At 64.6% G+C, this 20,662-nt stretch carries 21 protein-coding genes and 2 pseudogenes; 7 read left to right on the forward strand and 16 right to left on the reverse strand.

Annotated elements, in window-relative coordinates; translation table 11 throughout:
- Positions 1-313: 313 nt before the first annotated feature.
- The 3 genes from VGM71_RS04340 to VGM71_RS04350 all read right to left on the reverse strand — a co-directional run bounded on the left by VGM71_RS04340 (position 314) and on the right by VGM71_RS04350 (position 4,740).
- Entirely contained in the window at positions 314-3,193 is a 2,880-nt protein-coding gene (locus VGM71_RS04340) for a TonB-dependent receptor (protein WP_331542593.1), read from the reverse strand.
- 235 nt (positions 3,194-3,428) lie between these two features.
- Positions 3,429-4,250: an alpha/beta hydrolase gene (locus VGM71_RS04345; RefSeq protein ID WP_331542594.1), complete on the reverse strand. Its 822-nt coding sequence runs from the start codon at positions 4,248-4,250 to the stop codon at positions 3,429-3,431.
- Positions 4,251-4,356: 106 nt separating this feature from the next.
- Entirely contained in the window at positions 4,357-4,740 is a 384-nt protein-coding gene (locus VGM71_RS04350) for a hypothetical protein (protein WP_331542595.1), read from the reverse strand.
- 167 nt (positions 4,741-4,907) lie between these two features.
- On the opposite strand from VGM71_RS04350, the gene VGM71_RS04355 reads away from it, so the two are divergent.
- Positions 4,908-5,366: a nuclear transport factor 2 family protein gene (locus VGM71_RS04355; RefSeq protein WP_331542596.1), complete on the forward strand. Its 459-nt coding sequence runs from the start codon at positions 4,908-4,910 to the stop codon at positions 5,364-5,366.
- A gap of 96 nt (positions 5,367-5,462) precedes the next feature.
- On the forward strand, positions 5,463-6,101 hold the full coding sequence (locus VGM71_RS04360) for a hypothetical protein (protein WP_331542597.1): 639 nt from the start codon (positions 5,463-5,465) through the stop codon (positions 6,099-6,101).
- Here the strand turns inward: VGM71_RS04360 and VGM71_RS04365 are convergent.
- The 4 genes from VGM71_RS04365 to VGM71_RS04380 all read right to left on the reverse strand — a co-directional run bounded on the left by VGM71_RS04365 (position 6,098) and on the right by VGM71_RS04380 (position 8,354).
- Positions 6,098-6,439, reverse strand: a complete 342-nt coding sequence (locus VGM71_RS04365) for a response regulator (RefSeq protein ID WP_331542650.1) — start codon at positions 6,437-6,439, stop codon at positions 6,098-6,100. The two genes, VGM71_RS04360 and VGM71_RS04365, sit on opposite strands and share 4 nt — an antisense overlap.
- Before the next feature lie 2 nt (positions 6,440-6,441).
- Complete coding sequence (locus VGM71_RS04370; protein WP_331542598.1) at positions 6,442-6,852, reverse strand: PAS domain S-box protein; 411 nt, start codon at positions 6,850-6,852, stop codon at positions 6,442-6,444.
- Between the two features lie 315 nt (positions 6,853-7,167).
- Entirely contained in the window at positions 7,168-7,395 is a 228-nt protein-coding gene (locus VGM71_RS04375) for a hypothetical protein (RefSeq protein ID WP_331542599.1), read from the reverse strand.
- 68 nt (positions 7,396-7,463) lie between these two features.
- On the reverse strand, positions 7,464-8,354 hold the full coding sequence (locus VGM71_RS04380; RefSeq protein WP_331542600.1) for a manganese catalase family protein: 891 nt from the start codon (positions 8,352-8,354) through the stop codon (positions 7,464-7,466).
- A 132-nt stretch (positions 8,355-8,486) separates the two neighbouring features.
- Between VGM71_RS04380 and VGM71_RS04385 the strand changes: the two are divergent.
- Both VGM71_RS04385 and VGM71_RS04390 read left to right on the forward strand, forming a co-directional pair.
- Positions 8,487-8,765: pseudogene (locus tag VGM71_RS04385) on the forward strand (DUF892 family protein); the annotation flags it as partial.
- Positions 8,766-8,839: 74 nt separating this feature from the next.
- On the forward strand, positions 8,840-9,214 hold the full coding sequence (locus tag VGM71_RS04390) for a hypothetical protein (protein ID WP_331542601.1): 375 nt from the start codon (positions 8,840-8,842) through the stop codon (positions 9,212-9,214).
- On the opposite strand, the gene sdhD is transcribed toward VGM71_RS04390, so the two are convergent.
- The gene (gene sdhD / locus VGM71_RS04395) at positions 9,189-9,587 is read right to left on the reverse strand and encodes a succinate dehydrogenase, hydrophobic membrane anchor protein (RefSeq protein WP_331542602.1); all 399 of its coding nucleotides are present in this window, start codon (positions 9,585-9,587) and stop codon (positions 9,189-9,191) included. The two genes, VGM71_RS04390 and sdhD, sit on opposite strands and share 26 nt — an antisense overlap.
- Positions 9,588-9,753: 166 nt before the next feature.
- Here sdhD and VGM71_RS04400 point away from each other — a divergent pair.
- Positions 9,754-9,963: pseudogene (locus VGM71_RS04400) on the forward strand (ferritin-like domain-containing protein); the annotation flags it as partial.
- 68 nt (positions 9,964-10,031) lie between these two features.
- The gene (locus VGM71_RS04405) at positions 10,032-10,340 is read left to right on the forward strand and encodes a DUF3247 family protein (RefSeq protein WP_331542603.1); all 309 of its coding nucleotides are present in this window, start codon (positions 10,032-10,034) and stop codon (positions 10,338-10,340) included.
- Between the two features lie 16 nt (positions 10,341-10,356).
- Here the strand turns inward: VGM71_RS04405 and VGM71_RS04410 are convergent, their stop codons facing one another.
- From VGM71_RS04410 to VGM71_RS04445, 8 genes are all read right to left on the reverse strand, one after another.
- Positions 10,357-11,217 (reverse strand): AraC family transcriptional regulator, encoded by an 861-nt coding sequence (locus VGM71_RS04410; RefSeq protein ID WP_331542604.1) that lies wholly within the window; start codon positions 11,215-11,217, stop codon positions 10,357-10,359.
- Positions 11,218-11,362: 145 nt separating this feature from the next.
- Positions 11,363-11,644 carry an EF-hand domain-containing protein gene (locus VGM71_RS04415; protein ID WP_331542605.1) on the reverse strand — a complete coding sequence of 94 codons (282 nt, stop codon included), beginning with the start codon at positions 11,642-11,644 and terminating at the stop codon, positions 11,363-11,365.
- A gap of 58 nt (positions 11,645-11,702) precedes the next feature.
- Positions 11,703-12,257 (reverse strand): SCO family protein, encoded by a 555-nt coding sequence (locus tag VGM71_RS04420; RefSeq protein ID WP_331542606.1) that lies wholly within the window; start codon positions 12,255-12,257, stop codon positions 11,703-11,705.
- A complete protein-coding gene (locus VGM71_RS04425) occupies positions 12,257-13,387 on the reverse strand; it encodes a hypothetical protein (RefSeq protein ID WP_331542607.1) in 1,131 nt (376 codons plus the stop codon). Before VGM71_RS04425 ends, VGM71_RS04420 begins: the two co-directional genes overlap by 1 nt.
- Entirely contained in the window at positions 13,384-14,922 is a 1,539-nt protein-coding gene (locus tag VGM71_RS04430) for a multicopper oxidase family protein (protein ID WP_331542608.1), read from the reverse strand. Before VGM71_RS04430 ends, VGM71_RS04425 begins: the two co-directional genes overlap by 4 nt.
- A gap of 155 nt (positions 14,923-15,077) precedes the next feature.
- Positions 15,078-17,696 carry a bifunctional diguanylate cyclase/phosphodiesterase gene (locus tag VGM71_RS04435; protein WP_331542609.1) on the reverse strand — a complete coding sequence of 873 codons (2,619 nt, stop codon included), beginning with the start codon at positions 17,694-17,696 and terminating at the stop codon, positions 15,078-15,080.
- 94 nt (positions 17,697-17,790) lie between these two features.
- On the reverse strand, positions 17,791-19,521 hold the full coding sequence (locus VGM71_RS04440) for an MOSC and FAD-binding oxidoreductase domain-containing protein (RefSeq protein ID WP_331542610.1): 1,731 nt from the start codon (positions 19,519-19,521) through the stop codon (positions 17,791-17,793).
- A gap of 34 nt (positions 19,522-19,555) precedes the next feature.
- Positions 19,556-20,182 (reverse strand): phosphatase PAP2 family protein, encoded by a 627-nt coding sequence (locus VGM71_RS04445; RefSeq protein WP_331542611.1) that lies wholly within the window; start codon positions 20,180-20,182, stop codon positions 19,556-19,558.
- Positions 20,183-20,220: 38 nt separating this feature from the next.
- On the opposite strand from VGM71_RS04445, the gene VGM71_RS04450 reads away from it, so the two are divergent.
- Positions 20,221-20,658, forward strand: a complete 438-nt coding sequence (locus tag VGM71_RS04450; protein ID WP_331542612.1) for a low molecular weight protein-tyrosine-phosphatase — start codon at positions 20,221-20,223, stop codon at positions 20,656-20,658.
- The last annotated feature ends 4 nt before the right edge of the window (positions 20,659-20,662 follow it).

A 20,662-nucleotide genomic window follows, 5' to 3' on the forward strand; every position in this document is an offset into this window, starting at 1 on the left:
CGCGAGCAGCGGCTGCCGTCGTCGGCCGTGGCGGCTCTCCGGACACTCCGCCCTCAGGAATGGGGAGAGTCTTCGGTGCCCACCCTCGAGGCGAGTTCCGCACAAGAGAGCGGCCGGAGGCCATATGAGCACACGGGCCGCACAAGCGGCCCTCCCTATCGAACGCGGAGGACCTGTCTGAGCAGCGAGGGTGGGCACCGAAGGCTCTGCGCCTCACCGTCCGAGCCGCTGGAAACATGCAGTCGCCGGGCGAATGAACCGATGTATCCATGCAGCGTCCCCGGACTTCCGTGAAGAACCTTTTTTTCTCGCGTCATAGTTTGTAATTGAGCCCGAACATCATCGTTCGACCGAACGTGTCGTATTCCAGCGGGCGCGCCGCCTTGACGCCGTTCTGCAGGTTGGCGATCTGTTGTGACTTCATGGGCGAGTTGGTCAGGTTGTTTACCTGGAGCAGGATCGACAGACCGTTCCATCTGCCGTGATCGAAGGCATAGCCCAACTGGAAGTCGGTCTGCTTGTCGGCGAGCACCTGCGTGTAACCGAGCTGGTCGAACAAGGCCACGGCCTCGCCGGTGAACGACGAACGATAGCGTTCGGCGATGCGCACCGACCAGCCGTATTTTTCGTAGTACAGCGCAAGGTTTGCGACCTTGCGCGACAGGCCGGGCAGGGTGGACGGGCTGCCGGGAATGCTGGATACGGCGCTTACCGGCAGCGTGCTGTTGGTGAGCGAAAAGTTGGCCTGCATGCCGAAGCCGTCGAGGGCTTTCGTGAGCAGGCCCAGTTCCAGCGCGCCGGAAAGCTCCACGCCCTGCATCTTGCCGCCCGTGCCGTTTTCCGGACGGGCGAACTGTCCGCGCTCGCTGTCGGGAACGAGCGTCGGGTTGTCGTTTGTGTAGTTCGAGAAGTCGTAGTCGAGCGTGGTCTGGTTGTAGATGTAGTTCAGCAGGTTCTTGTTGAACACCGCTGCCGCCACATAGCTTGCCGTGCCGAAATACTTCTCCCACGACAGGTCCGCGCCAACGGCGATATACGGCTTGAGCTGGGGATTGCCGCCACTGCCCGACCAGAGCACCTGTCCGGACGCGGGGCCTTCCGTCACCCGTGCAACACTGGCTGACGTGGCGACCTTCTCGTCGTCGATGCGCCCACGGGCCATCGACTTGGCCAGGCCGAAGCGCAGGTATTGCTTGTCGGCGATTTCGGCGACAAGGTTCAGGCTGGGCAGGACCTTGGTGTACCTGGTGCCGTCGGAAATCCGCCCGACCAAGGCATCGCCATTGGTCTGCAATGCCTCGGACGACTGGTCGGTGCGTACCGCCTGCACGCCCACGTTGCCCCGCAGCGGCACATCGCCCAGCGTCGTGTCGATGTTGAACTTCAGGTACGCGACGGGAACCTTTTCCCTGACCGTGTAGTTGCGGCTCCAGTCCCCTTGTCCATTACGTTGGGTGAGGTAGAACTGCCCGGCCAGCGCGCCGAGCACGTCGTAATTGATGATGCCGGGAATGCCGCCGTAGCTGAGATCCGTAGTGCCTCTCTGGTAAGACGGATCGATCGGCGCGGCGAAGCCGGGATCATAGGTTTCTTTGGTTGAGCCGTTCCCGTTGAGCCAGGCGAAGTACACATCGGCCTGTTTGGTCTTGCGGCGATCCGAGTAATTCACGCCGAGCGTCGCGTCAGAGAAGATCCAGCCAACTGGATGGCTCACCTCGAAGCGGAACGCCTTGATGGTGTCCTTCTGCTTGTCGAACTCCTCTCGGCCGTCGTAACCGTAGGGGTTCGGATCGGTGAAGAAGATCACAGACGGGTCGGCGAAATTCACGCCCGGACGGAAATCGGGAAAGCCCTCGTGCTCCGGCGTGGCGAAGTCGGTGGACGACGTGGCCTGGCCGGGAAGGCCGGTGAACAGATAGGCGTCGTGAAGCCGCTTCTTCGCACTGGAATACGACGCGTCCCCCGTAATCACCCACCCATTACCGAAGTCGTACTGGTTGTTCCAGCCCGCCGAGAACAGGCGGTCCTTTTCCTTCGTGTAGTCGTTTTGCAGGACCGACTTCAATCCGTCGATGTGTCCGGTGGTGACGATCGGATAGGGCTGGGCCGGCACGTAGCCCACGTTCGAATACGCTATTCCCGGGTCGTAAGAACTGCTCGACCACTGGGCGCCATTGAGGTACGTCTTCTGGTCGAACGTGGAGTAGTACAGGTCCAGCGTGGAGTGGTAATGGTCGTCGGGCGCCCACTCCAGCACGGTCATGAGACCGTTGCGCAACTGGTTCTCGGACTTGGCGCGCAGCTGCATGCCCTGCTGCGAAATCACGTTGTCCGGCATGCCAGGGGTATGTGGCGCGCCATGCGTATCGGCGCCTTCGGACCCGTTGTTGATGTTCCACCACCAGGCTTGGTACTGCTTCTCCTGCACCGGCGAATCGAGTTGCGCGACACCCACGGCGAGGCCGAGCGTATGGTCGAGGAACTGGTCGATATACGAGAAGCTGGCACGATGCCCCGTATCGCCCACGCCCGTGCCATGGTTGAGACTGCCGTGCGAATTGGTCTCCCCGCGTAGATTGGCGGCGATGGCGCGCTTGGGCAGGTCCAGTGGCCGGATGGTGTGCAGGTCCACCGTGCCGGAGAGGCCCTGGCCGATCAGGCTGGCGTCTGGCGTCTTGTACACGGCCGCGCCGCTGATGAGTTCGGACGGATACTGGTCGAAGTCGACGCCGCGGTTCTCGCCGATGGTGGCCTGCTCGCGGCCGTTCAACGTGGTGCCTGCGAAGTCGGGCGACAGGCCGCGGATGGAAATCTGGTTGGCCCGGCCGTCCACGCGTTGCGTGGCCAGGCCGGAGAGACGCGCCAGGCTCTCGGCAATGCTGCTGTCGGGCAGTTTGCCGATGTCTTCGGCGGAGATCGCCTCGATGATGTTGTCGGAGTTCTGCTTTGCCTTGATCGCGTTCTGGATACTGCCCTGGATGCCGGTGACGATCACGGCATCGAGGTTGCTTGCGGCATCCGGATTCGCGGTACGCCCGGGCTTCGTGGCGGTGTCCGCCGGTTTCGCGGGCGGCGTGCCCGTCTGGTCTTGCGGTGGTTGTTCCTGCGCGGAAGCGCCGGATGCGAAAGAAAGCGCGACGGCACATGCAACGGCAAGTGGCCGCAAACCCACCGACGGATGACGACGAATCATTCGGTTTTATCCCCGCAAGTTCTTGCGACGCCCCTCAGCGTCTTGCGGGCGGAGAATGAGGGAGCGCCACATAACTGTCATCCTGCGTCGCAACAGAATGCGGGTCTGATGTCGTAGGAGCGCGCCCTGCGCGCGACAGCTTTTGGGGCCGAGAGCCGCAGGGCCTGGTGCTCTTGGCGAAAAGCTGTCGCGCGCAGGGCGCGCTCCTACACAGGGTCTTCACGCACTTGGGGGATCAGGCCTTGATGAAGGCCAGGAGATCCTTGTTGAGTTCGTCCGCATGCGTCGTGAGCATGCCGTGCGGGTAGCCTTTGTAGACCTTGAGCTCGCCCTGCTTAAGCAGTTTCACCGACAGCGGCGCGGCATCGGCGAAGGGAACGATCTGGTCGTCGTCGCCGTGCATCACCAGCGTGGGCACGTCGATCTGCTTCAGGTCTTCGGTGAAGTCGGTTTCCGAGAAAGCCTTGATGCAGTCGTACTGCGCCTTGATGCCGCCAATCATGCCCTGGCGCCACCAGTTGCCCACGGTGCCTTCGTTCGCGGCATTGCCGGGGCGGTTGTAACCGTAGAACGGTATGGGCACTTCGCGATAGAACTGCGCACGGTTCGCCGCGAGATCCTTGCGGAAGCCGTCGAACACCGAAATGTCGAGGCCGCCCGGGTTGGCTGCGCTTTTCACCATGACCGGTGGTACCGCGCTGACGAGCACGGCTTTCGCCACGCGGCTCTTGCCGTGCTTCGCCACGTAGCGGGCTACTTCGCCACCACCGGTGGAATGGCCGATGTGGATGGCGTTCTTCAGGTCGAGGTGCTCGACCATCGCGGCGACGTCGGCGGCATAGGTGTCCATGTCGTTGCCGGTGTCGGTCTGGGTCGAACGGCCATGACCGCGGCGATCGTGTGCGATAACGCGGAAACCCTGCGCGAGGAAGAACATCATCTGCGCATCCCAGTCGTCCGAGCTCAGCGGCCATCCGTGATGGAAGACCAGCGGCTGGCCCTTGCCCCAATCCTTGTAGAAGATCTGGGTACCGTCTTTGGTGGCGATGAATGGCATCGGATCGTCCTTCGTCATGTTGGGTTTCGAAACGGATACCGAGCCCGTGTCATTGTCAGGGCTCACCGGGTGGCCGGATAGGACACGCGTGCCTCCGTTTGGAGACTCAGCGCCGGCGCGCGAGGTGCTCCTGGTCGACGGCTTCCTCGACGGTGTAACAGCTCTCCGGCACGGCTTCGAGCCGTTCGCGAGGAATCACGTCGCCGTTGCCGTCGCTGATGCCGTACGTGCGCTCCTCGATTTTCTCCAGCGCGCGATCGATGGCAGTAAGGCGCGCTTTGCTATGGCTCAGCACGGCCTCGTCGTTGGCCTGCTGGGCGAAGCGGTCGCCGTCGTCACTCGCGTCCTGTGGCTCGCCGCCGGCGGACGATTGCAGCAATTGCTCGTCGGCCCCCGCGGCATCGCCTACATCGATCAGCTGGCGACGGAGATCCAGGAGACGCTGCTTCTGGTGGGCAAGGAAGTCGGCGTCAAGCTTGGTCGTGGCCATGTGGAGCTCCGGCAGTAGGTCAGGTAATCCTTTCGTATAGCACGCAACAGGAAAGTGGGCTTGTCGATTCCTCTCACATGGCCCCGGGCATGCCTAAAGTCCCATGGTGCCGCCAGCTGCCGCCCCGTTAGGATGGCCGGATGTCATCACGCGCCTGGGGAGACCGCATGAACGCTCGACTTTTCGCCACCGTGGCCACGGCCGCCCTTGCCAGCCTCATGGCCGCGCCTGGGTTCGCCGCCACCAAGGAAGAAGCCGCCGTGCTCGCACCGGTGCAGGCGATGTTCGATGGCATGGCGAAGTACGACCAGGACGCGATGCGCGCCACGGTACAGCCCGAAGGCAGCGTGGCCCTGCTGCGCAAGGGCAGGGTGGTGAGGATGACCCTCGGTGAATTCATCGACCATATCAAGCCGGCCAGGAACAAGATCCTGGAGCGCATCCACGATCCGCTGGTGCGTATCGACGGCGACCTCGCCATGGTCTGGACGCCGTACGAGTTCCTGATCGACGGCGAGGTGAAGCACTGCGGCACCGACCTCGTGCACCTGGTGCGCATGGATGGTCGCTGGGTCATTGCCGGTATCGCGGACAACAGCCGCGACGAGTGCCCGGCCTTCCGATAAGTACATGTTGGCCAAGCGTGCGCCAAGGTCAGTTCCGGATCGTCTCTTCACATGGCGTGGCCTATGGTGTGAATGTCGTTCCAAGGGAGTCGTCCCGTGAAAAGCGTCCTCGGCGAAGCCGGCTTCCGGCGGGAAGCGGCTCATGCGCTCAGCACGCCGCTGGGCGCCCTGCTGCTAAACGCCGAGCTGATCGACCATTACCTGGGGAAGCACAAGCCGGCAGAGGCACGCGATGCCGTGGGCATGCTGCTGCGCGACTTCGAAACCTTCGGCCAGCGTTTCCGGGCGGTATTTTCCGCCATGGCCGACATGGCCGAGGACGGCCCTGGTGAATCGGATCCCCGGGCATGCCTCTCCGTGGCGTTGGCTGAACTCGGTGAGGGAGGGACGTATATCGGTTATCAGGGGATGTCGCCGCGAGTGAAGGTGTCAGGCCCCGCGCTGGCGGCCCTGATGCGTCGCCTTGCCATGCTGGCGGGCGCGAGCGGTGCCGGCGAAGCGATGCTGGAGGGCACGGAAGTTGACGGCGCGTGCCGGTTGTCGTTGACCGCGGAGGACGTGGTGGACGCCGCATCGGGCGATACGTCGTTCGATTCGCCACGCACGCTGCACCTGCGCGTGGCCGCGGAGATCGCCGCACGCCATGGCGGGAGAATGGACCCCGAACCGGCGCGCGGCATCATGGTGGTGGTGACCTTGCCGCTGTCCAGCGACCCGGTAATCACGGAGTCCTAGGAGGCGGGTGCCGACCGTTCTTTCATTCCCCGTGTTTTTTTCCGGCGCATGACCCGCGCCAGTTCGCCGAGCAGCGCGTTCATCGACACCGGTTTACTCAGATAGGCGTCGAACCCGGCTTGCAACGCCCTGCGCTCGTCCTGCAACCGGCCGAAGCCGGTCAGTGCGATGGCCATGACACCACTGGCCTTATCGGACGCGCGGACGTGTTCGATCAGCGTAAGGCCGTCCATGCCGGGCATGCCGATGTCCGAGAGCAGGGTGTCGTGCTGGCCGGTCAGAAGCAGTTCGAGCGCCTCCTGGCCCGATCGCACGGCCGCTACCTGCGCTCCTTCCATCGTCAGCAGTTCGGTGAACGGCCCCAGGAGTTCCTCCGAGTCATCCGCGAGCACGATCCTGCGGCCCTTGAGCCCTTGCACGCCGGAACGGGTTGTCTCCGCGGGGATGTCCTCGCCGCCGAGTTCGTCCGCGGCGTGGCGATGCCGCTGCAGAAGATCTGCTTCCCGTCGGCATGCAGGTGCCAACGATCGTCGTTGGCGCGGCCCTCCGTCCGCGCCTGGTCCATCTCCAGGCGGAACGCCGAGCGCGCGCGATCCTCGGGGGTGAAGATGATGTCGCCGTCACGACCGATCGCCTCGCTGGCGGAGTAGCCGAAGATGCGTTCGGCACCCTTGCTCCAGGACGTGATGCAGCCCTCTGGATCGGTGGTGATGAATGCGTAGTCGGTGGCGCTGTCGGCAACCAGCCGCATGCGCTCGTCGCCGCTGCGGGCCGCTTGTTCCGCGGCGCGACGGCGACCGTGGCGATGTCGGTGGACGCGACGAGGTTCTGCAGATCGTCGTTGACCTTCTCCCGGAGCGGCTTGGGCACCTGGTAGACGTTGTCGTTGCGGGTGAGGAACCGCGTGAGGCGGCCCGGCGAAATGTCCGCGGCAACGGCGGCGGGATAGGTTCCCTGGCGGGCATAGCTGACGGCATCTTCATCGATGTCGGCCATTGACCTGCAGCCGGCGCCTCGTCTGGCCCGTCCACGGTGTCCGGCAGGGCAATTCTTGCCGCCTCGCGCATCAGCGCGCGATGCCCACTGAGCCATCGGCTCCGGTGCCGGTGAGCACGACGGCGAGAGCGCGTTCCTCGACGAAGGCCATGCCCGGCGTCTCGGGCAGTCCCTCGAAGAAACGGCCGAGCGCCGCCAAGCCCCGGCCGAGGTGCCGATACCGACCACTGGGAAGTCCAGGTGGCTCGTCCGGACCTGCGGATCGGTTTCCGGATCGGGCGGTAGGAGCGGGTTCCACACCCTCGGGAAGGGTGAAGACGGAGACAAACCTGTCGTGCCGCGAATCCGCCTTCCTCCATGCGACCGTTACTTGGTGGCGTCCTGCTGCAACATGCCCAGGTCGGCACCGGTCACCGGATCGCGGGTCGGATCGGACTTGCCCCTGAGGATGAGGGCATCGATCGCGGTCTGCTCTTCCGCGGACAGGCCCACTTCACAGTGACCGTCGCCGCCATCGACCGGAAGCGCGTCTTCGGTCGGCGTGATGACCTTGCTGAAGCCCTTGCCTTCGCACCACGGACCGGTGGTGTCGCCTTCGCCGCGCGATGCGTTGACGTAGACGTCGGTGAAGCGCGGATCGCCCGGAAGCTTGCCCGGCGGGAAGCTCTTGTCCATGGAGTACAGTGCTTTCTCGAACGACTTCTGGTGTGCCACCTCGCGCGTCATGAGGAAGGTGAGGGCATCGCGCACACCCGAGTCTTCGGTCACGTTGATGAGCCGCTCGTAGACGATCTTCGCGCGCGCTTCGGCGGCGATGTTCGACCGGAGGTCGGCGGTGGGTTCGCCGATAGTGTCGATGTACCCCGCGTTCCATAGCTGGCCCGCGGAGTTCACCAGGGCCGGACCGCCGCCGTAGAGAATCTGCGTCACGTGGCTGTCGTTACCTGCGCCCTGCAGTGCACGGTACATCTCCGCCTGCTGGTCGACCGTCTCGGCAAGGAGGCCCTTGGCGCCGCGGTTCAACATGGCGATGATCGAGCCGATGACCTCGAGGTGGCTGAGTTCCTCGGTGGCGATGTCCAGGAGCATGTCCTTCCGGCCCGGATCCTCCTCGGCCAGGGCCTGGGTGAAGTAACGCATGGCGGCGGCGAGCTCGCCCTGCGGGCCACCGAACTGCTCCAGCATCAGGTTCGCCAGTCCGGGATTGGATTCGCTGACGCGGACGGTGTACTGAAGTCGTTTGTTGTGGTTGAACATGCTGGCTTCGCTCCTGGCTTTGCTGGCGGGAAGGCCAATCTTTTCCAAAGCGACGTAAAGAAGGAGGGCACCGTTAGTGATGGCGAATTTACGCTGCTGAATCGTGAAGTGAGGGTGTCATCGCGCCATCACGAGCGCCTGGGCGGAAAGCCCTCCGTGATGAAGGACATCATGGGCAAGGCCGCTGCCTTCGGACAGGCGGCCGGTGGCATGGCGAACTCCGACGAGATCGTCAAGGGCGCCATGGCGAGCTAAGTGTTCGAGAACCTCGAGATCGCCATGTATACCGCGCTGATCGCGGCCGCGCAGACGGTGGGCGACGTGGAAACCCAGCGCGTTTGCGAGCAGATCCTTCCGCAGGAAGAAGCCATGGCCGAGTGGGTGCTCGAGCACCTGCCGCAGCTGACAGAAGCGTCACCTTCCGCGGCTTATCGAGCACATTCGGGAGGGCCGACCTCGACCGCGCCAATCGTCCCGCCGTACCGATGGAACGCCGGCTGCCCCGCCTCCAAGGCGTGCATTGGGACCAGCCGGTGCCGCAGCAGTCGGACGTGGAAATCCTGCAGTCCACCGAGCACTTCAAGCGTCCGCCCGTGTTCGGTACGAGCATGCCGCCGCGCGGCATCAGCGGCTGGATCCGGCGGCGCGCGTTCCGCCACAGCGAGAACGACCTGCGCCACTGGCTGATGCTGCTGTTTGCCGATCGCGTGGACGTGGTGGAGAGTGCGTTCTCCGATGCGAGGCGGTCGCCGCGCGCGAAGTCCGCGGTCGTGCTGGTCGGCGCCACGCTGGTGGCGGCGTGGCTGCTGAAGCGCTCCGGATACCAGGGGCCCGTCAGGGCCCGGCGTATGGTCCGATAGCGACCCGGACGATCGACAGCAGTGAAAGCACCGCCATGAGGAGGAGCGCGAGCCGGGTGAGGATCGCGCTCCAGAACGCCAGCCAGCGCGTGTGGATGTAGTCCTCGTAGACGTTTCGCAGCCCCAGTTCGGTATGCCAGCAGACCAGGACCACGAACGTCGCCATCAGGGTGGCATTGACCGGATGGGCGATGGCGTGCCGCACGGTCGCGTAGTCCGAGTGCATCAGTGTCAGCACCAGGATCACGAACCAGATGGACAGGCCGACCAGGACGAGCGAGGTGAACTGCATCGCCATCCAGGCGCCGGCACCGGACTTCGCGGAGCCGATGTTGCGCGCTCGCTTCAGGGGGTTGCGCAGGTCACTGGTCATCGTTTCGTCCTCGATCGAATCGCGGGGAGCATGTGGACGCGAGCGTGCAGGCAACCGGTGGTCCGCGTCAATGTCCTTTCGCCCGGGGGCATCGAGGCCTGAACCGCGCGAAGTGTGGTCGTGGCATTCACACGATCAAGCTGATCGCATGACGAAGCGGTACCTAGCATCGGGGCTTCGCGGCGCGCAGAAAGTGGAGCATTATGAGATCGCTTCCTATGGCACGCTTTCGGCCATCGCCAAGCAACTCGGTTACTCGGACGCCATACCGCTTCTGCAGGCCACGCTGAAGGAAGAGAAGGCCACCGACGAGAAGCTGACGATGCTTGCGGAGCAGGCGGGCAACCAGCGCGCCGCCGAGAAGTCGGCTGCCTGACGCGCGGACGAATCGCCGCGGCGGGCGGATGCCCGGGCGGCTGGGCCAGGATCATTCCGGGAGACAAGATGGGACGCATCGCCAGTACGGTCTACACGAATCCCGCCGAGGTTGCGCGCCTCGAACGCTGGGTGGAGGAACTAGCGATCAACGCACGTGTTCGCGTGCACATGGCGGAAGGCGCTCCTGTCGAAGGGATCGTCATGGTCACCCCGACCATCCAGGTGTTCAAGAATGCCGCTGACGACGAGGGCATGAATGGGGTGGTGAAGCTGGAAGATCCAGACAAACCCGGCTGGAACACTCTTGTCTGGCTGGGTGACATCGTGCGCGTGGAACATCTGGATTCCGTCACCATGGGCTCGTCGAAAGCCTGAGAGACCCCTTTCTTCGCTAATCGGGTAGTCGCACACGCCATGAATGTGGCGTGTGCCCCGCGAAGCGCTTGAATACCGTGGTGAAGTGCGCCTGCGTGCGGAAGCCCACGTCCAGGGCGATGTCGATGAGCGAACGGTTCTTGTCGTCGAGCAGTTGCTTGGCGCGTTCGACGCGGCACAGCTGCAGGTACTCGTGAGGCTTGTGCCCGGTCGCCGCACGAAACTGCGCCGCGAAGTGCATGGGCGACAGGCCTGCGGCGCTGGCGATGTCAGCCAGTGTGATGGGTCTGCCGAGGTTGGCGTCGACGTAAGTCGTGGCGCGTTGCAGCCGCCAGCCCTGGATGGTGACCTTCCTGGCGAACGTTTGCATGCGGTTTGGCGAAGCGTGCAGATGGAGCAGGCGCGCGAGGATCGGCTTGCCCAGCGTCTCCGTGCATTTGGCCATGCACCCTGCCGCATGCGTGGCAATGATCGCGCGCGCCATCATTTCTATGGCTTCATCCCGGTACATGCCGGCGACGGGGGCGTCACCACGCGCTTCGGCGCTGCAGTGTTCGAAGAAGAAGTCGTCGAGTATGGAGAGATGAAGCACATCGGCCGGTTCGAAGAACTCGGCCGAGACTTCCTGCAAGGGCGATGTTACAAGAATGCAACAGGTGGGCAGCCGTCCCGAATGTACGACCAGGCCGTCGATGCGGAGAATGCATCGGGTTGCACGGAGATAAATGGCCAGGACGTAGGCGTTCGCGGGCGTGACGGCACGCAGCGCTTCCACCGGAGGCGACGTCCATCGCGACGCGACGACCCGGTCCATGCAGTCGTTCGCCACTACCGGCACGCGCCAGGCCGATTCACGGTGGATGACGGGAGGCGTCACGGATCGGATCCCCTCGGCGAACGCCCCGATCCTAGACATGTCGTGCGGCTTCCCGCAAGTAGTTACGAGCCGTGCTGCCGATTATGCATAGGCTCGGGCCGTCACGCCGGCCATGTCGTGCCGGCGCGGCCGCCCACGATCGCCGTCAGTCCTTCGGTTGGGTCATGAAGTCTTCGTACTCTTTCTTGTTGATCTTGCCGTCGTGGTCCATGTCGGCGTCATCCCAGTGTGCTTTCAGGTCGGTCAGCGCCGGATACTTCTTCTCGAGCGCAGGCGTGACCTCGTCGCGTGCAAGCATCTTGTCCCCGCCGGAAATCGAATCGAACGACGGGAACTTCTTGTCGCCGCCGGCGGCGACGATCTGCGAAAAGAACGCGGTGCCGGCAACGGCGATGGCGATGAACAGGTAACGGTGCGAGGTGCGCATGGATATCTCCTTTGACGTCTGAGCGAGGGGACCGGCGACCGCCGGCCGTGGAATGGCGCTAGCGATGGGCCTGGAGCGTTTGCGCCACGCGGGTGGCAACGTCTTGTTCGGGAGCCTTCCTGCCGTAATGGCCGAGGAAGGCGCCGTCCGGACCGATGAGGTAAAGCACGGTGGAATGGTCCACGAAGTAGCCGCCGTCCATCGGTACCTTGCGGAAGTAAACATGGTAGGCATCGGTCACCGCCTTGATCTGAGCGGAGGAACCCGTGAGACCGATGGCGTTTGGACTGAAGGCGCGCACATAGGCCTTCATGCGTTCCGGCGTGTCGCGCGCCGGGTCCACGGTGACGAACACCGGTGTCACGTCGATGCCGGTCTGTTCGCGAACTGTCTTCGCGATGGAAGCGATCCTGGCCAGGTCCACGGGGCAGACGTCCGGGCAGGACGTGTAGCCGAAGTACATCAGCAAGGGCCTGCCCCGGTACGTACGGTCGGTGACGGCGTGGCCGTCCTGGTCGACCAGATGGAATGGGCCTCCGACGGATGCCGGGATGGCATGGGCACCCAGAGGCGTGGCGGTGAGCAGACCGAGGTAGACGAGCCAGCGCGCCATCAGAAGGCTCCGTTGAGCACGAGTTGGAGACCGAACAGGTTCGAGTCGTCACCCGCTTGCCGCGAGCGACCGCCAGACAGGCCTACGTCGATCAGACCGGTCAGGTGGTAGACCACGCTTGCCTCGGTGAGGTATTCGTTGCTGCCTGGCGAGCCCGCCGGGGAAATGTGCCGATTCGTGTGCGTGAGACCCCAGGCGAACCGGCCCGTATCCACGGTGAGCGAGGTCGTCAGATATTTGGTGTCGTACCCCGGCACACCGTTCTCGTTGTTCACCCGCGCGTACTCGATGAAGGGCACGAGGTCGACGAAACGGCCCGATAGCGTGGGCGAGAGCAGGGAGGTTGGCTCGAATGGAATCAGGTAGCGCACCGACGTTACCCACGCCTGCTCGTTGGAAGCCGCCGGGAACGAGTCATTGGTCTCGCCCTTGTGGTTAGCCATGTAGCCGAGCTGCACCTCGAGATACGGCAGCGCGGCGGGAGCGCGCCAGTCCAGCACCGCGGTGACGTTGTTCGGCTTGCCGGTATTGGTGGCGCCGCCGTCGGAACGGTGGGCCTGCGTGGACGGCCGGAAGAAGGCGCGGCTCAGCACCGAGGTATCCGCCGCGTACACGGCGACGCTGGGCGCGAAGGTGCCCATGGCGTCGGTATAGAAGTGCCTCTGGTAAGTGGCGCCGACGAGGCCGCTCAACGCATAGGGCGACACGAAGTCGGAGGTATACAAACCGGGGGCGGCGCTTTGCGCCCGGCCGAACGGCAGGGCGATCTTTCCGAGGCGCCAGGTGTCCAGTTCCCCCTGGTGGTACCAGTTGAGATCGGTGACGTTGAGCCCGGTGCCGCCGAGCCAGCGGCGTCGACCGGGGCGGGCGTCGGTCACGGGGCTGATCTCGGTGCCAAGGAAGATCTCGTCGTCCGGATTGAAGCGGAAATGCAGGACGTTCGTTATGTCGAAATAGCCGTTGGTCGTGACCGTGTGCGGCTGCCCGGGCACGTTGAGCCCGTTGAAGTCGTACTGGATGGCAGTGCCGTATTCGATGCCGAAACCCGGGTAACGTCCGGTATCGGCGCCCGCCGTTCCGGCCAGGCCGAGCGTGCAGGAAGCAAAGAGGATGGCGTGGAGCCGTTTCACGGCGAGCCACCCAGCGGCCGCGCCGGTGCGGGTGCCGTGGCATCGATGGCAGTTCGGCCCGTATTGCGCAGGTAGGCGCAGGTCTGGTTGTCGCCATAGATGCCGCCCAGCGGTTCCAGCTTCACGGCCTGGTCGTAATCGGCCGGACGCACCACCTGGATCACCTGCATCATGCCGCCGTCTTCGTGTTCCATGATGTGGCAGTGATAGACGAACTTGCCGAGGATCACGGGATCGATGAACGGAATGCGCAGGGTGATCGATCCCAGCGCCGGAATGAACACGTTGTCGCGATAGCCGATGAAATCCACCGGCTTGCCGTTGAGCTTCGTCACCTGGAAATCGAGCTGGTGGATGTGGAACTGGTGGAGTTCCTGGCTGGGATTGAAGAGCGTCCACTCCTCGATGTCGCCGAGCTTCACCGTGGTGTCCACGCGTTCCGGATCGAAGCGGCGACCATTGATGAAAAACGCGTTGGGGTTGTCCTCGGAATCCTGGAAAACGAAGCGGCGGCGCGCGGCAATGGGCTCGCGGGTAAGGTTGCGCGCCTGGGGATAGGCGCTCGTGATCTTCACCGTGGGCATCGTTTCGCCTTCGGATACCAGGGTGCCGAGCAGGGCGCGGGCATAGCTGTCGCCGGCCGGACCGGTGTTGGCCCTACCCAAGGTCAGCGCGTAGCGTCCGGGGGCCGGCCCCGTGACGAGGATGCTCACCCGGGCGGACGGACCGAGCAGCAGTTCGTCGGCGAAGACTTCCTTCACCACGGTGTCGGCGTCCTGCGAAATGATTTGCACGCGCAGGCCGCCCATGCGGATGCGGAAATACTGGTTGGCATCCACGTTGAACAGGTGCCACAGCTGCGTTTCGCCGGGACGAAGGTGGATGTCGGGCTGGTACTGCCCATTGATGGTGCGGATGGAAGGCGAGCCGGTGACGATCTCGCTGGCGAGGCGTCCGGTGAATGTCTTCTGGAAATTGCGCAGCACGAGCATGCGCTCGCGCACGTCGCGCAGCTCGGGGAACTGGTCCTTGATGCCGTCCACGAGGATGGGGCCGGAAATGCCTCCGGACACCTGGCGCTCGGCACCCTTGTTGAAATGGCTGTGGTACCAGTATGGGCCGGGCGAATGTTCCGGCGGCAGGCGTAGTACGTACTGGCCTTTCGTATGCGGATCGGTCAGGCGGAAGATGCTGTCGCCCTCGTCCAGTGGGGAGACCTGCATGCCGTGGAAATGGAGGTTGGTCAGCTCGTCCATCTGGTTGTCGAGCGTGAGCCGGATCGTGCCGCCCGGTTTGGTGCGGATGACGGGCGCGTCGTAATCGCCATTGAACACCAGCGACTCGTAAGGCGTGTTCCCGATCATGACCTTCGACAACGCGGCCGTGAGGGTCACCGTGGTGACGCCATCGGCGCCATAGGTGAACTCCTTCGGCTCGCGCAGGTCTTCCGTCGCCGGAGCCGCATACGGCGCGGCGGCCGCGAACGCGGCCAGCACGATGCCGAGGCACCAGCGCCAGTCCCGATGCGATTTCATGTGCTGTCCTGGAAAGGGGACCTGGCCCCATCGGCCGGATGTGGAGGGGTATCGTCGGCCCGCCGAGCCAGCCGGTCTTTCCCGGATGCAGGGTTCCTTTCGAATTCGAACGTTGTACGCAGCCGGGCGATGCGAGAAACAGGGTTGCGGAGAGCCTAGACCTCGGAGGACTGGGCGCGTGCCTGTCGCAATAGTGGCGACGGACTGGTAGCGAGATAGGCCAGCAAACCAGCCAGCGGCATGGGCTCCACGACGTAGTAACCCTGGATCTGGTCGCAGCCGTTCTCGCGCAACCACGCGTACTGGCACTCGCGCTCCACGCCTTCGGCAACCACCGTCATGCCGAGCGTATGCGCCAGCGCGATGATGGAGCGGCAGATCGATGCCGCCCGGTCATCGGTGTCGACGTCAACGATGAAGGACCTGTCGATCTTCAGCGAATCGATCGGCAGGTCGCGGAGGTAGGCCATGCTCGAGAAACCGGTGCCGAAGTCGTCCAGGGATACCTGTGTGCCCTGGGACCGGAGGACTCGCAGCGCCGGCACGGCACGCTCCTGTTCCATCAGGCTGCTTTCGGTAAGTTCGACCTGCAGTGCGTCTGGTGACAGGTGATGCGCCTCCGTGGTGGCCCGCACCTGGGCTGCGACGTCAGTGCGCTGGAACTGCACCGCGGAGATGTTGATGGCGATCGGAAGGTTTCCGTGTCCCGCGGCGGCCACTGCGAGGCATGCCCGGGCCGCGGCATCCAGTGTCCAGCGCCCCAGGGGCACGATCAGGCCGGTTTCCTCGCATAGCGGGATGAAAACGTTTGGCGGAATGAAGGTGCCGTCACGCTGGGGCCAGCGGACCAGCGCTTCCAGCTTGCGCACCGCACCGGTCGGGGCATCGACGATCGGCTGGAAGTGCATGAGCAGTTCGCCCGAATCGATAGCCTGGCGCATCCGCGAGGCCATCGTCAGGCGCTCGACGGAGCGCTCGGCCATGGTCGGTTCGAACACCTGGATGGGATGGGTGTCGTTGCCGCGCATATGCGCCGCCAGCGCCGCACTGGCGATCACCTGTCCCGCCCGGCGTCCGTGGGCGGGATGCGAGGCCGACCCGAGCTGTGGGTCCAATGTGTGGAAAGTATCGTTCACGACCACAGGCTCGGTTACCGCGTCCAGCAGCTTCCCCACGACCTCGTCGCGGCGCGCCGGGTTATTGATCGCCACCATGAAGCGTTCCCCCGGCCGATGGGCGACCATGCCGTGGGAACCGCCGATGGCCGCGAACCGCGCTGCCACCTGGCGCAGGACGTTGCGACCCACTTCCAGGCCGAAGGTGTCGCTCACCCGGTCCATGCCCCGGAGGTGGATGTAGATGAGTTCGTACCACGCATCGTCGCCCAGCCCATGGTCGAGGTATTCGACCAGGGACTCGGTGTTGGGAAGACCGGTAACGATATCGTGGGTGGCGCGGTAGGTGAGGGCGCGTTCGGATCGCAGGCGCTCGGTGATGTCCTCGGCGAGCACGAGCCTTCCCCGGTGCCCGGCGAAATCGAGGGTCGCCACATGGATGTGAACATCGAGGGTCGTGCCGTCCTTCCGCCGGTGAACCCATACCTTGTTGGGGTCGATGTCCTCCGGCGGCGAAGGTGCTTTCACGAGGCGCCTTACGGTCTCCGCATCCTGGGTCGAACGGATGTCGGTGATCCGCATGGCAAGGAATTCCTCGCGCGAGTAGCCATAGTTGCGGATGGCTGCCTCGTTGACCTCGAGAAAGGCGAGCGTCGTGGTGTCGAAGATCCAGTAAGGCAGGGGATTCCTGTCGAAGGCCAGGCGGAAACGTTGCTCGGCCTCGGCGAGCTTCGCCTGGATATGCATTCGCTCGATGATGTCGAGGGTCTGTTTTCGTTCTCCCGCTCGCAGTCGGCGGTACAGATAGACGAAACCGAAGCAGTACACGAGATACAGGAAGATGCTGAAGAAGGCGAAGCGGTACCATGCGCCCAATACGCTGGGCGTGGCCACGCCGACGCCTACCCACAGGCTGTACTCGTCCGGTCCGCTCGCGGCCACCATGCGATCGACGCCATCGATACGGCTCACGCGGCGGTCGCTTTCGGGATCGAACGGCTGGAATAGGCTGTCGACCGAGTCACCGACGATGCCGGGCGAATTTCCCGTGCGCGCGATGATCTTGCCGTAGCGGTCGGTGATCGCCGCGACGCCCTTGTTGCCCGCGCGCAGGTGCTCCACGATGTCCTGTAACTCGGTCTGCTTCAGACGGGCCAGCACCCATCGGTTGTCGGCAGCAGGCACGGCAAGCGGCAAGAGCCAATGACCTTGCCTGGATTCCAGGGGACCGAGGCGGAGTTTGCCCTGGGACGCATGATCCCGGACCCAGACCGGCAGGGCGGGATCGCCTTCGCCCTGGGTGATGGCCTTGCCGCTCGCGTCCACGAGCAGGAGATCGGCGATTTCGCCCTGGCGCCTCCTCGCGACGCCGGCCATGTTTTCGGTGACGAGCGCGGGGGCACGGAGCGGTGCGGTGGCCATCAGCTGGCTGCTGTCGGCGGCAACGCCTTCCATCGCCCGCTGCAGGTTGCGCAACTGAGCGCCCAGCAGGCGCTGACCGCTATCGGCGAAGGCCTTGTTTTGTACCCGCGCCGCCTGGATGCGGCGTGTGTAGTCGGTCCTTAGCACAAGCGCCAGCGCGATGCCGAGGATCAACGTCAGTACACCACCGACCACGCTGACCAGCCGCGCGGAACGATAATGTGCTGCTTCGGCCATGGAGGCTCGCCGGCGACGGTGACGGTCTCACCTCGGATGAAACTAGCAACCTCGCCTGCCGACAGCAAGTCGCCCCGCCACCTCGCTGTGAATGTCAAAGGTCGAGCGACACCGGCCCGCGTGGTTTCGAACAACAGATGAGCACGTCACCGTCCAGTGGCGCCGTGAGCGGGTCGGGTGCGTAATCCACCGTGCCGTCGACGAGGCCGCACTGACAGGTATGGCACACGCCCGTACGACAGGACCAGCGCACCGCGACGTCGCATGCTTCGGCAAGTTCCAGCAGGGATCCGTAACGGGCATCCCAATGCACGCTCAGGCCGCTGCGATTGAAGGTGACTATCGGCCCGGAGCCTTCCGTGGCCGGGGGATGAGGCATGTGGCTTCCCGGGCCGACGGTGCCAGGCGTGATGGAAGCTCCCGGGCCGAAGGTTTCGCTGTGGACGCGGTTGCCGGCCACACCGAGCGTCTGGAGGTCGTCGAGCATCTGCCGCATGAAAGCCTGGGGGCCGCAGAGGTAATAGTGCGCGTCCTCCGGCAGGCCCAGGCCCTCGAGTTGCGCGCGGTCGATGCGTCCGGCCACGTCGTAGTCCCGACCTTTCCTATCGGTATCGACGGGGCGGCTATAGAACACCAGGCCGCGCGAGCCGGGCAGCTCGGCGAGTATGTCGCGCGCCTCCGCCGTGAAGACATCCTCGCTGCCGCGGCGGGCGCAATGAATCCACCAGACCGCGCGCGGCGAAGGTTCCGTCGCCAGCGCGCGCAACATGGAAAGGAGTGGCGTGACGCCGATGCCCGCGCTGACGAGGACGACCGGTGAGCCGTCCGTTACCAGCGTGAAGTCGCCTCGCGGCGCGCTGGCTTCCACGTGGTCTCCCACGGCGATGTGGTCGTGCAGGAAGCGGCTGCCTTCGCCGTCCGCGCGCTTGACGCTGATGCGGTAGCTGCGCTCCGGAACATGGCCGGAGATGGAATAGCTGCGCAGGATCGGCGAAAGCCCGCCTTCGAGGCGGATGCGCAGGGCGAGGAACTGCCCGGGCAGGGGCGGCGGCAGGGGCGATCCGTCAGCGCTCACGAAGACGAACGAGCGTACCACGTCGCTTTCGCTACGAATGCTCTCCACTACCAGGTTGCGGTAACCGGTCCATGCCGGAAGCGCCCGCGCGGCGGCTTTGGGACGCTCCTCGTCTTCCAGCATCTGTGCGAACGACTGTTTCCAGCCGGGGCTGAGCGCCGGTATGCGCAGTGCGCGCTCCAGCGTGTCGCGCGAATGGCCGGGAAGGTAGAGCAGGGCATCCACATCGGCCACCGTGAGGTCTTCCGGGCCCTGCGAAACCCTTTCGATCGCATCGCCGGCACCGATCTCTCCTTCTTCGATCACCTTGAAGTAAAAGCCAGGTCGATGGTGCGCCACGAGCAGCGACGCCATCTGCGGGTGCTTCATGCGAATACCCACGCGGTAGCAGGTGACGCGTGGCTGCGTAACCTCGAAGAGCGCTCCGCCGATCTGGTAGCGGTCTCCTATGCGCACCTCGTTATCGGGGAGGCCTTCGATGGTGAGGTTCTCCCCGAACTGGCCGTATTCCAGCGTCGGGCGCGCAAGGAACGTTTCCCAGTAACGGTAGGACTCGATCTGGTAGACCATCACCGCACGGTTGGGGCCGCCGTGGCCGGCCTTGTCGGCCTGCCCGTCGCCGTCGATGTTGAGCGTGCGGGCCATGACACGGCCCGGGACAGGCGCCTTGAAGATGCCGGTACGCACGACACGGCCTTCCCATTCCACGTCGCGTGGCAGGCCCACGTTGACCGAAAGGACGCTTGGCATTCCACTGCTCCGCTGCGTTGGCAGTATAGGCGCGTCAGCCCGGCCTTCCGTGACGCGTAAAGACATCCGGGCTGCCGCTCAGCCACACAGCCATATCCTGCAAGAGGTGTTGCGACGGAAATACCCGTCCATAGCAGAGCACCAGGATGGCCAGCGTGCCGCAGCCCAGCACCGCTTTCCGCCAACCGGCGGGGTCGCCGGGCGTCGCCCGCGTCGACGACAGACCACGCAGGAACCAGAAGGCGACCGCCGCGCCGAGGATGGCACCCAGCCATACCTCCGACGGACTGTGGAACCTCAGGGCCAGCCGGGACACGCCCACGGCCAGGCCGATGAGCGCTCCGAAAGCGACCGCCATCCAGCGTTGGTACGCCGGACGGTTACGCATGAGCAAGGCCGCCACCGCCGGCCAGACGAGGATCGCCAGGGCGGTGTGTCCGCTGAACCCCGTGTAGTCGAGCCCCGGCGGCCGGATGCCCCAGGCCATGAACAACAGCTTGGAGAGCATCACGCACCCACCGCACACGACGGCGGCCAGCACCCAGCGCCACGCGTCGCGCCGGTGAGGCGGAGGCAGCATGAGGCAGATCGCGATCCAGGCGATCATCGGCAACAGCACCGCGCTGTCGCCAAGGGCGGTAATGGCGATCCATGGCGTCACGTGCGGCTCTCCTGTCTGTCGTCTATTATGGCCACACCATGTTCCAACGAATATTGATCGCCTGCGTCGGCAACATCTGTCGAAGTCCAACCGCCGAGTACCTGCTTCGCGATCGCCTTGGCCCGGGCCATGGCGCCACCGTGTCGAGTGCCGGTCTCAGCGCCATGACGGGCCATTCCATGGATTCCACAGCGCTGGCGTTGTTGCTCGAGCATGGCGTGGATGGCGAAGGGCACGTCGCCCGTCAACTGGATGCACACCTGTTGCGCCGGTCCGACCTCATCCTCGTCATGGAACGAAGCCACGTCGATGCGATCCGGCGCATGGCGCCGGAGGCCAGCGGCAAGGTCTTTCTTCTCGACAAATGGCTGGGTAGTCGCGATATCCCCGATCCGTACCGCCAGCGCCGGCCGGCGTACGAACAGGCCTATGCGTTGATCGAGCAGGGCGTGACCAGCTGGTTGCACTACCTGTAAGGGC

The organism is Luteibacter sp. (assembly GCF_036499525.1).
Taxonomy (GTDB): domain Bacteria; phylum Pseudomonadota; class Gammaproteobacteria; order Xanthomonadales; family Rhodanobacteraceae; genus Luteibacter.

What these genes read in the sequence shown, in the direction of transcription:
- VGM71_RS04450 (WP_331542612.1), top strand. Translation starts at nt 20,221, where the DNA reads ATGTTCCAACGAATATTGATCGCCTGCGTCGGCAACATCTGTCGAAGT.
- VGM71_RS04390 (WP_331542601.1), top strand. Translation starts at nt 8,840, where the DNA reads ATGGAACGCCGGCTGCCCCGCCTCCAAGGCGTGCATTGGGACCAGCCG.
- VGM71_RS04430 (WP_331542608.1), bottom strand. Translation starts at nt 14,922, where the DNA reads ATGAAATCGCATCGGGACTGGCGCTGGTGCCTCGGCATCGTGCTGGCC.
- VGM71_RS04370 (WP_331542598.1), bottom strand. Translation starts at nt 6,852, where the DNA reads ATGCGGCTGGTTGCCGACAGCGCCACCGACTACGCATTCATCACCACC.
- sdhD (WP_331542602.1), bottom strand. Translation starts at nt 9,587, where the DNA reads ATGACCAGTGACCTGCGCAACCCCCTGAAGCGAGCGCGCAACATCGGC.
- VGM71_RS04350 (WP_331542595.1), bottom strand. Translation starts at nt 4,740, where the DNA reads ATGGCCACGACCAAGCTTGACGCCGACTTCCTTGCCCACCAGAAGCAG.
- VGM71_RS04355 (WP_331542596.1), top strand. Translation starts at nt 4,908, where the DNA reads ATGAACGCTCGACTTTTCGCCACCGTGGCCACGGCCGCCCTTGCCAGC.
- VGM71_RS04405 (WP_331542603.1), top strand. Translation starts at nt 10,032, where the DNA reads ATGGGACGCATCGCCAGTACGGTCTACACGAATCCCGCCGAGGTTGCG.
- VGM71_RS04340 (WP_331542593.1), bottom strand. Translation starts at nt 3,193, where the DNA reads ATGATTCGTCGTCATCCGTCGGTGGGTTTGCGGCCACTTGCCGTTGCA.
- VGM71_RS04365 (WP_331542650.1), bottom strand. Translation starts at nt 6,439, where the DNA reads ATGGAAGGAGCGCAGGTAGCGGCCGTGCGATCGGGCCAGGAGGCGCTC.
- VGM71_RS04440 (WP_331542610.1), bottom strand. Translation starts at nt 19,521, where the DNA reads ATGCCAAGCGTCCTTTCGGTCAACGTGGGCCTGCCACGCGACGTGGAA.
- VGM71_RS04415 (WP_331542605.1), bottom strand. Translation starts at nt 11,644, where the DNA reads ATGCGCACCTCGCACCGTTACCTGTTCATCGCCATCGCCGTTGCCGGC.
- VGM71_RS04420 (WP_331542606.1), bottom strand. Translation starts at nt 12,257, where the DNA reads ATGGCGCGCTGGCTCGTCTACCTCGGTCTGCTCACCGCCACGCCTCTG.
- VGM71_RS04345 (WP_331542594.1), bottom strand. Translation starts at nt 4,250, where the DNA reads ATGCCATTCATCGCCACCAAAGACGGTACCCAGATCTTCTACAAGGAT.
- VGM71_RS04380 (WP_331542600.1), bottom strand. Translation starts at nt 8,354, where the DNA reads ATGTTCAACCACAACAAACGACTTCAGTACACCGTCCGCGTCAGCGAA.
- VGM71_RS04435 (WP_331542609.1), bottom strand. Translation starts at nt 17,696, where the DNA reads ATGGCCGAAGCAGCACATTATCGTTCCGCGCGGCTGGTCAGCGTGGTC.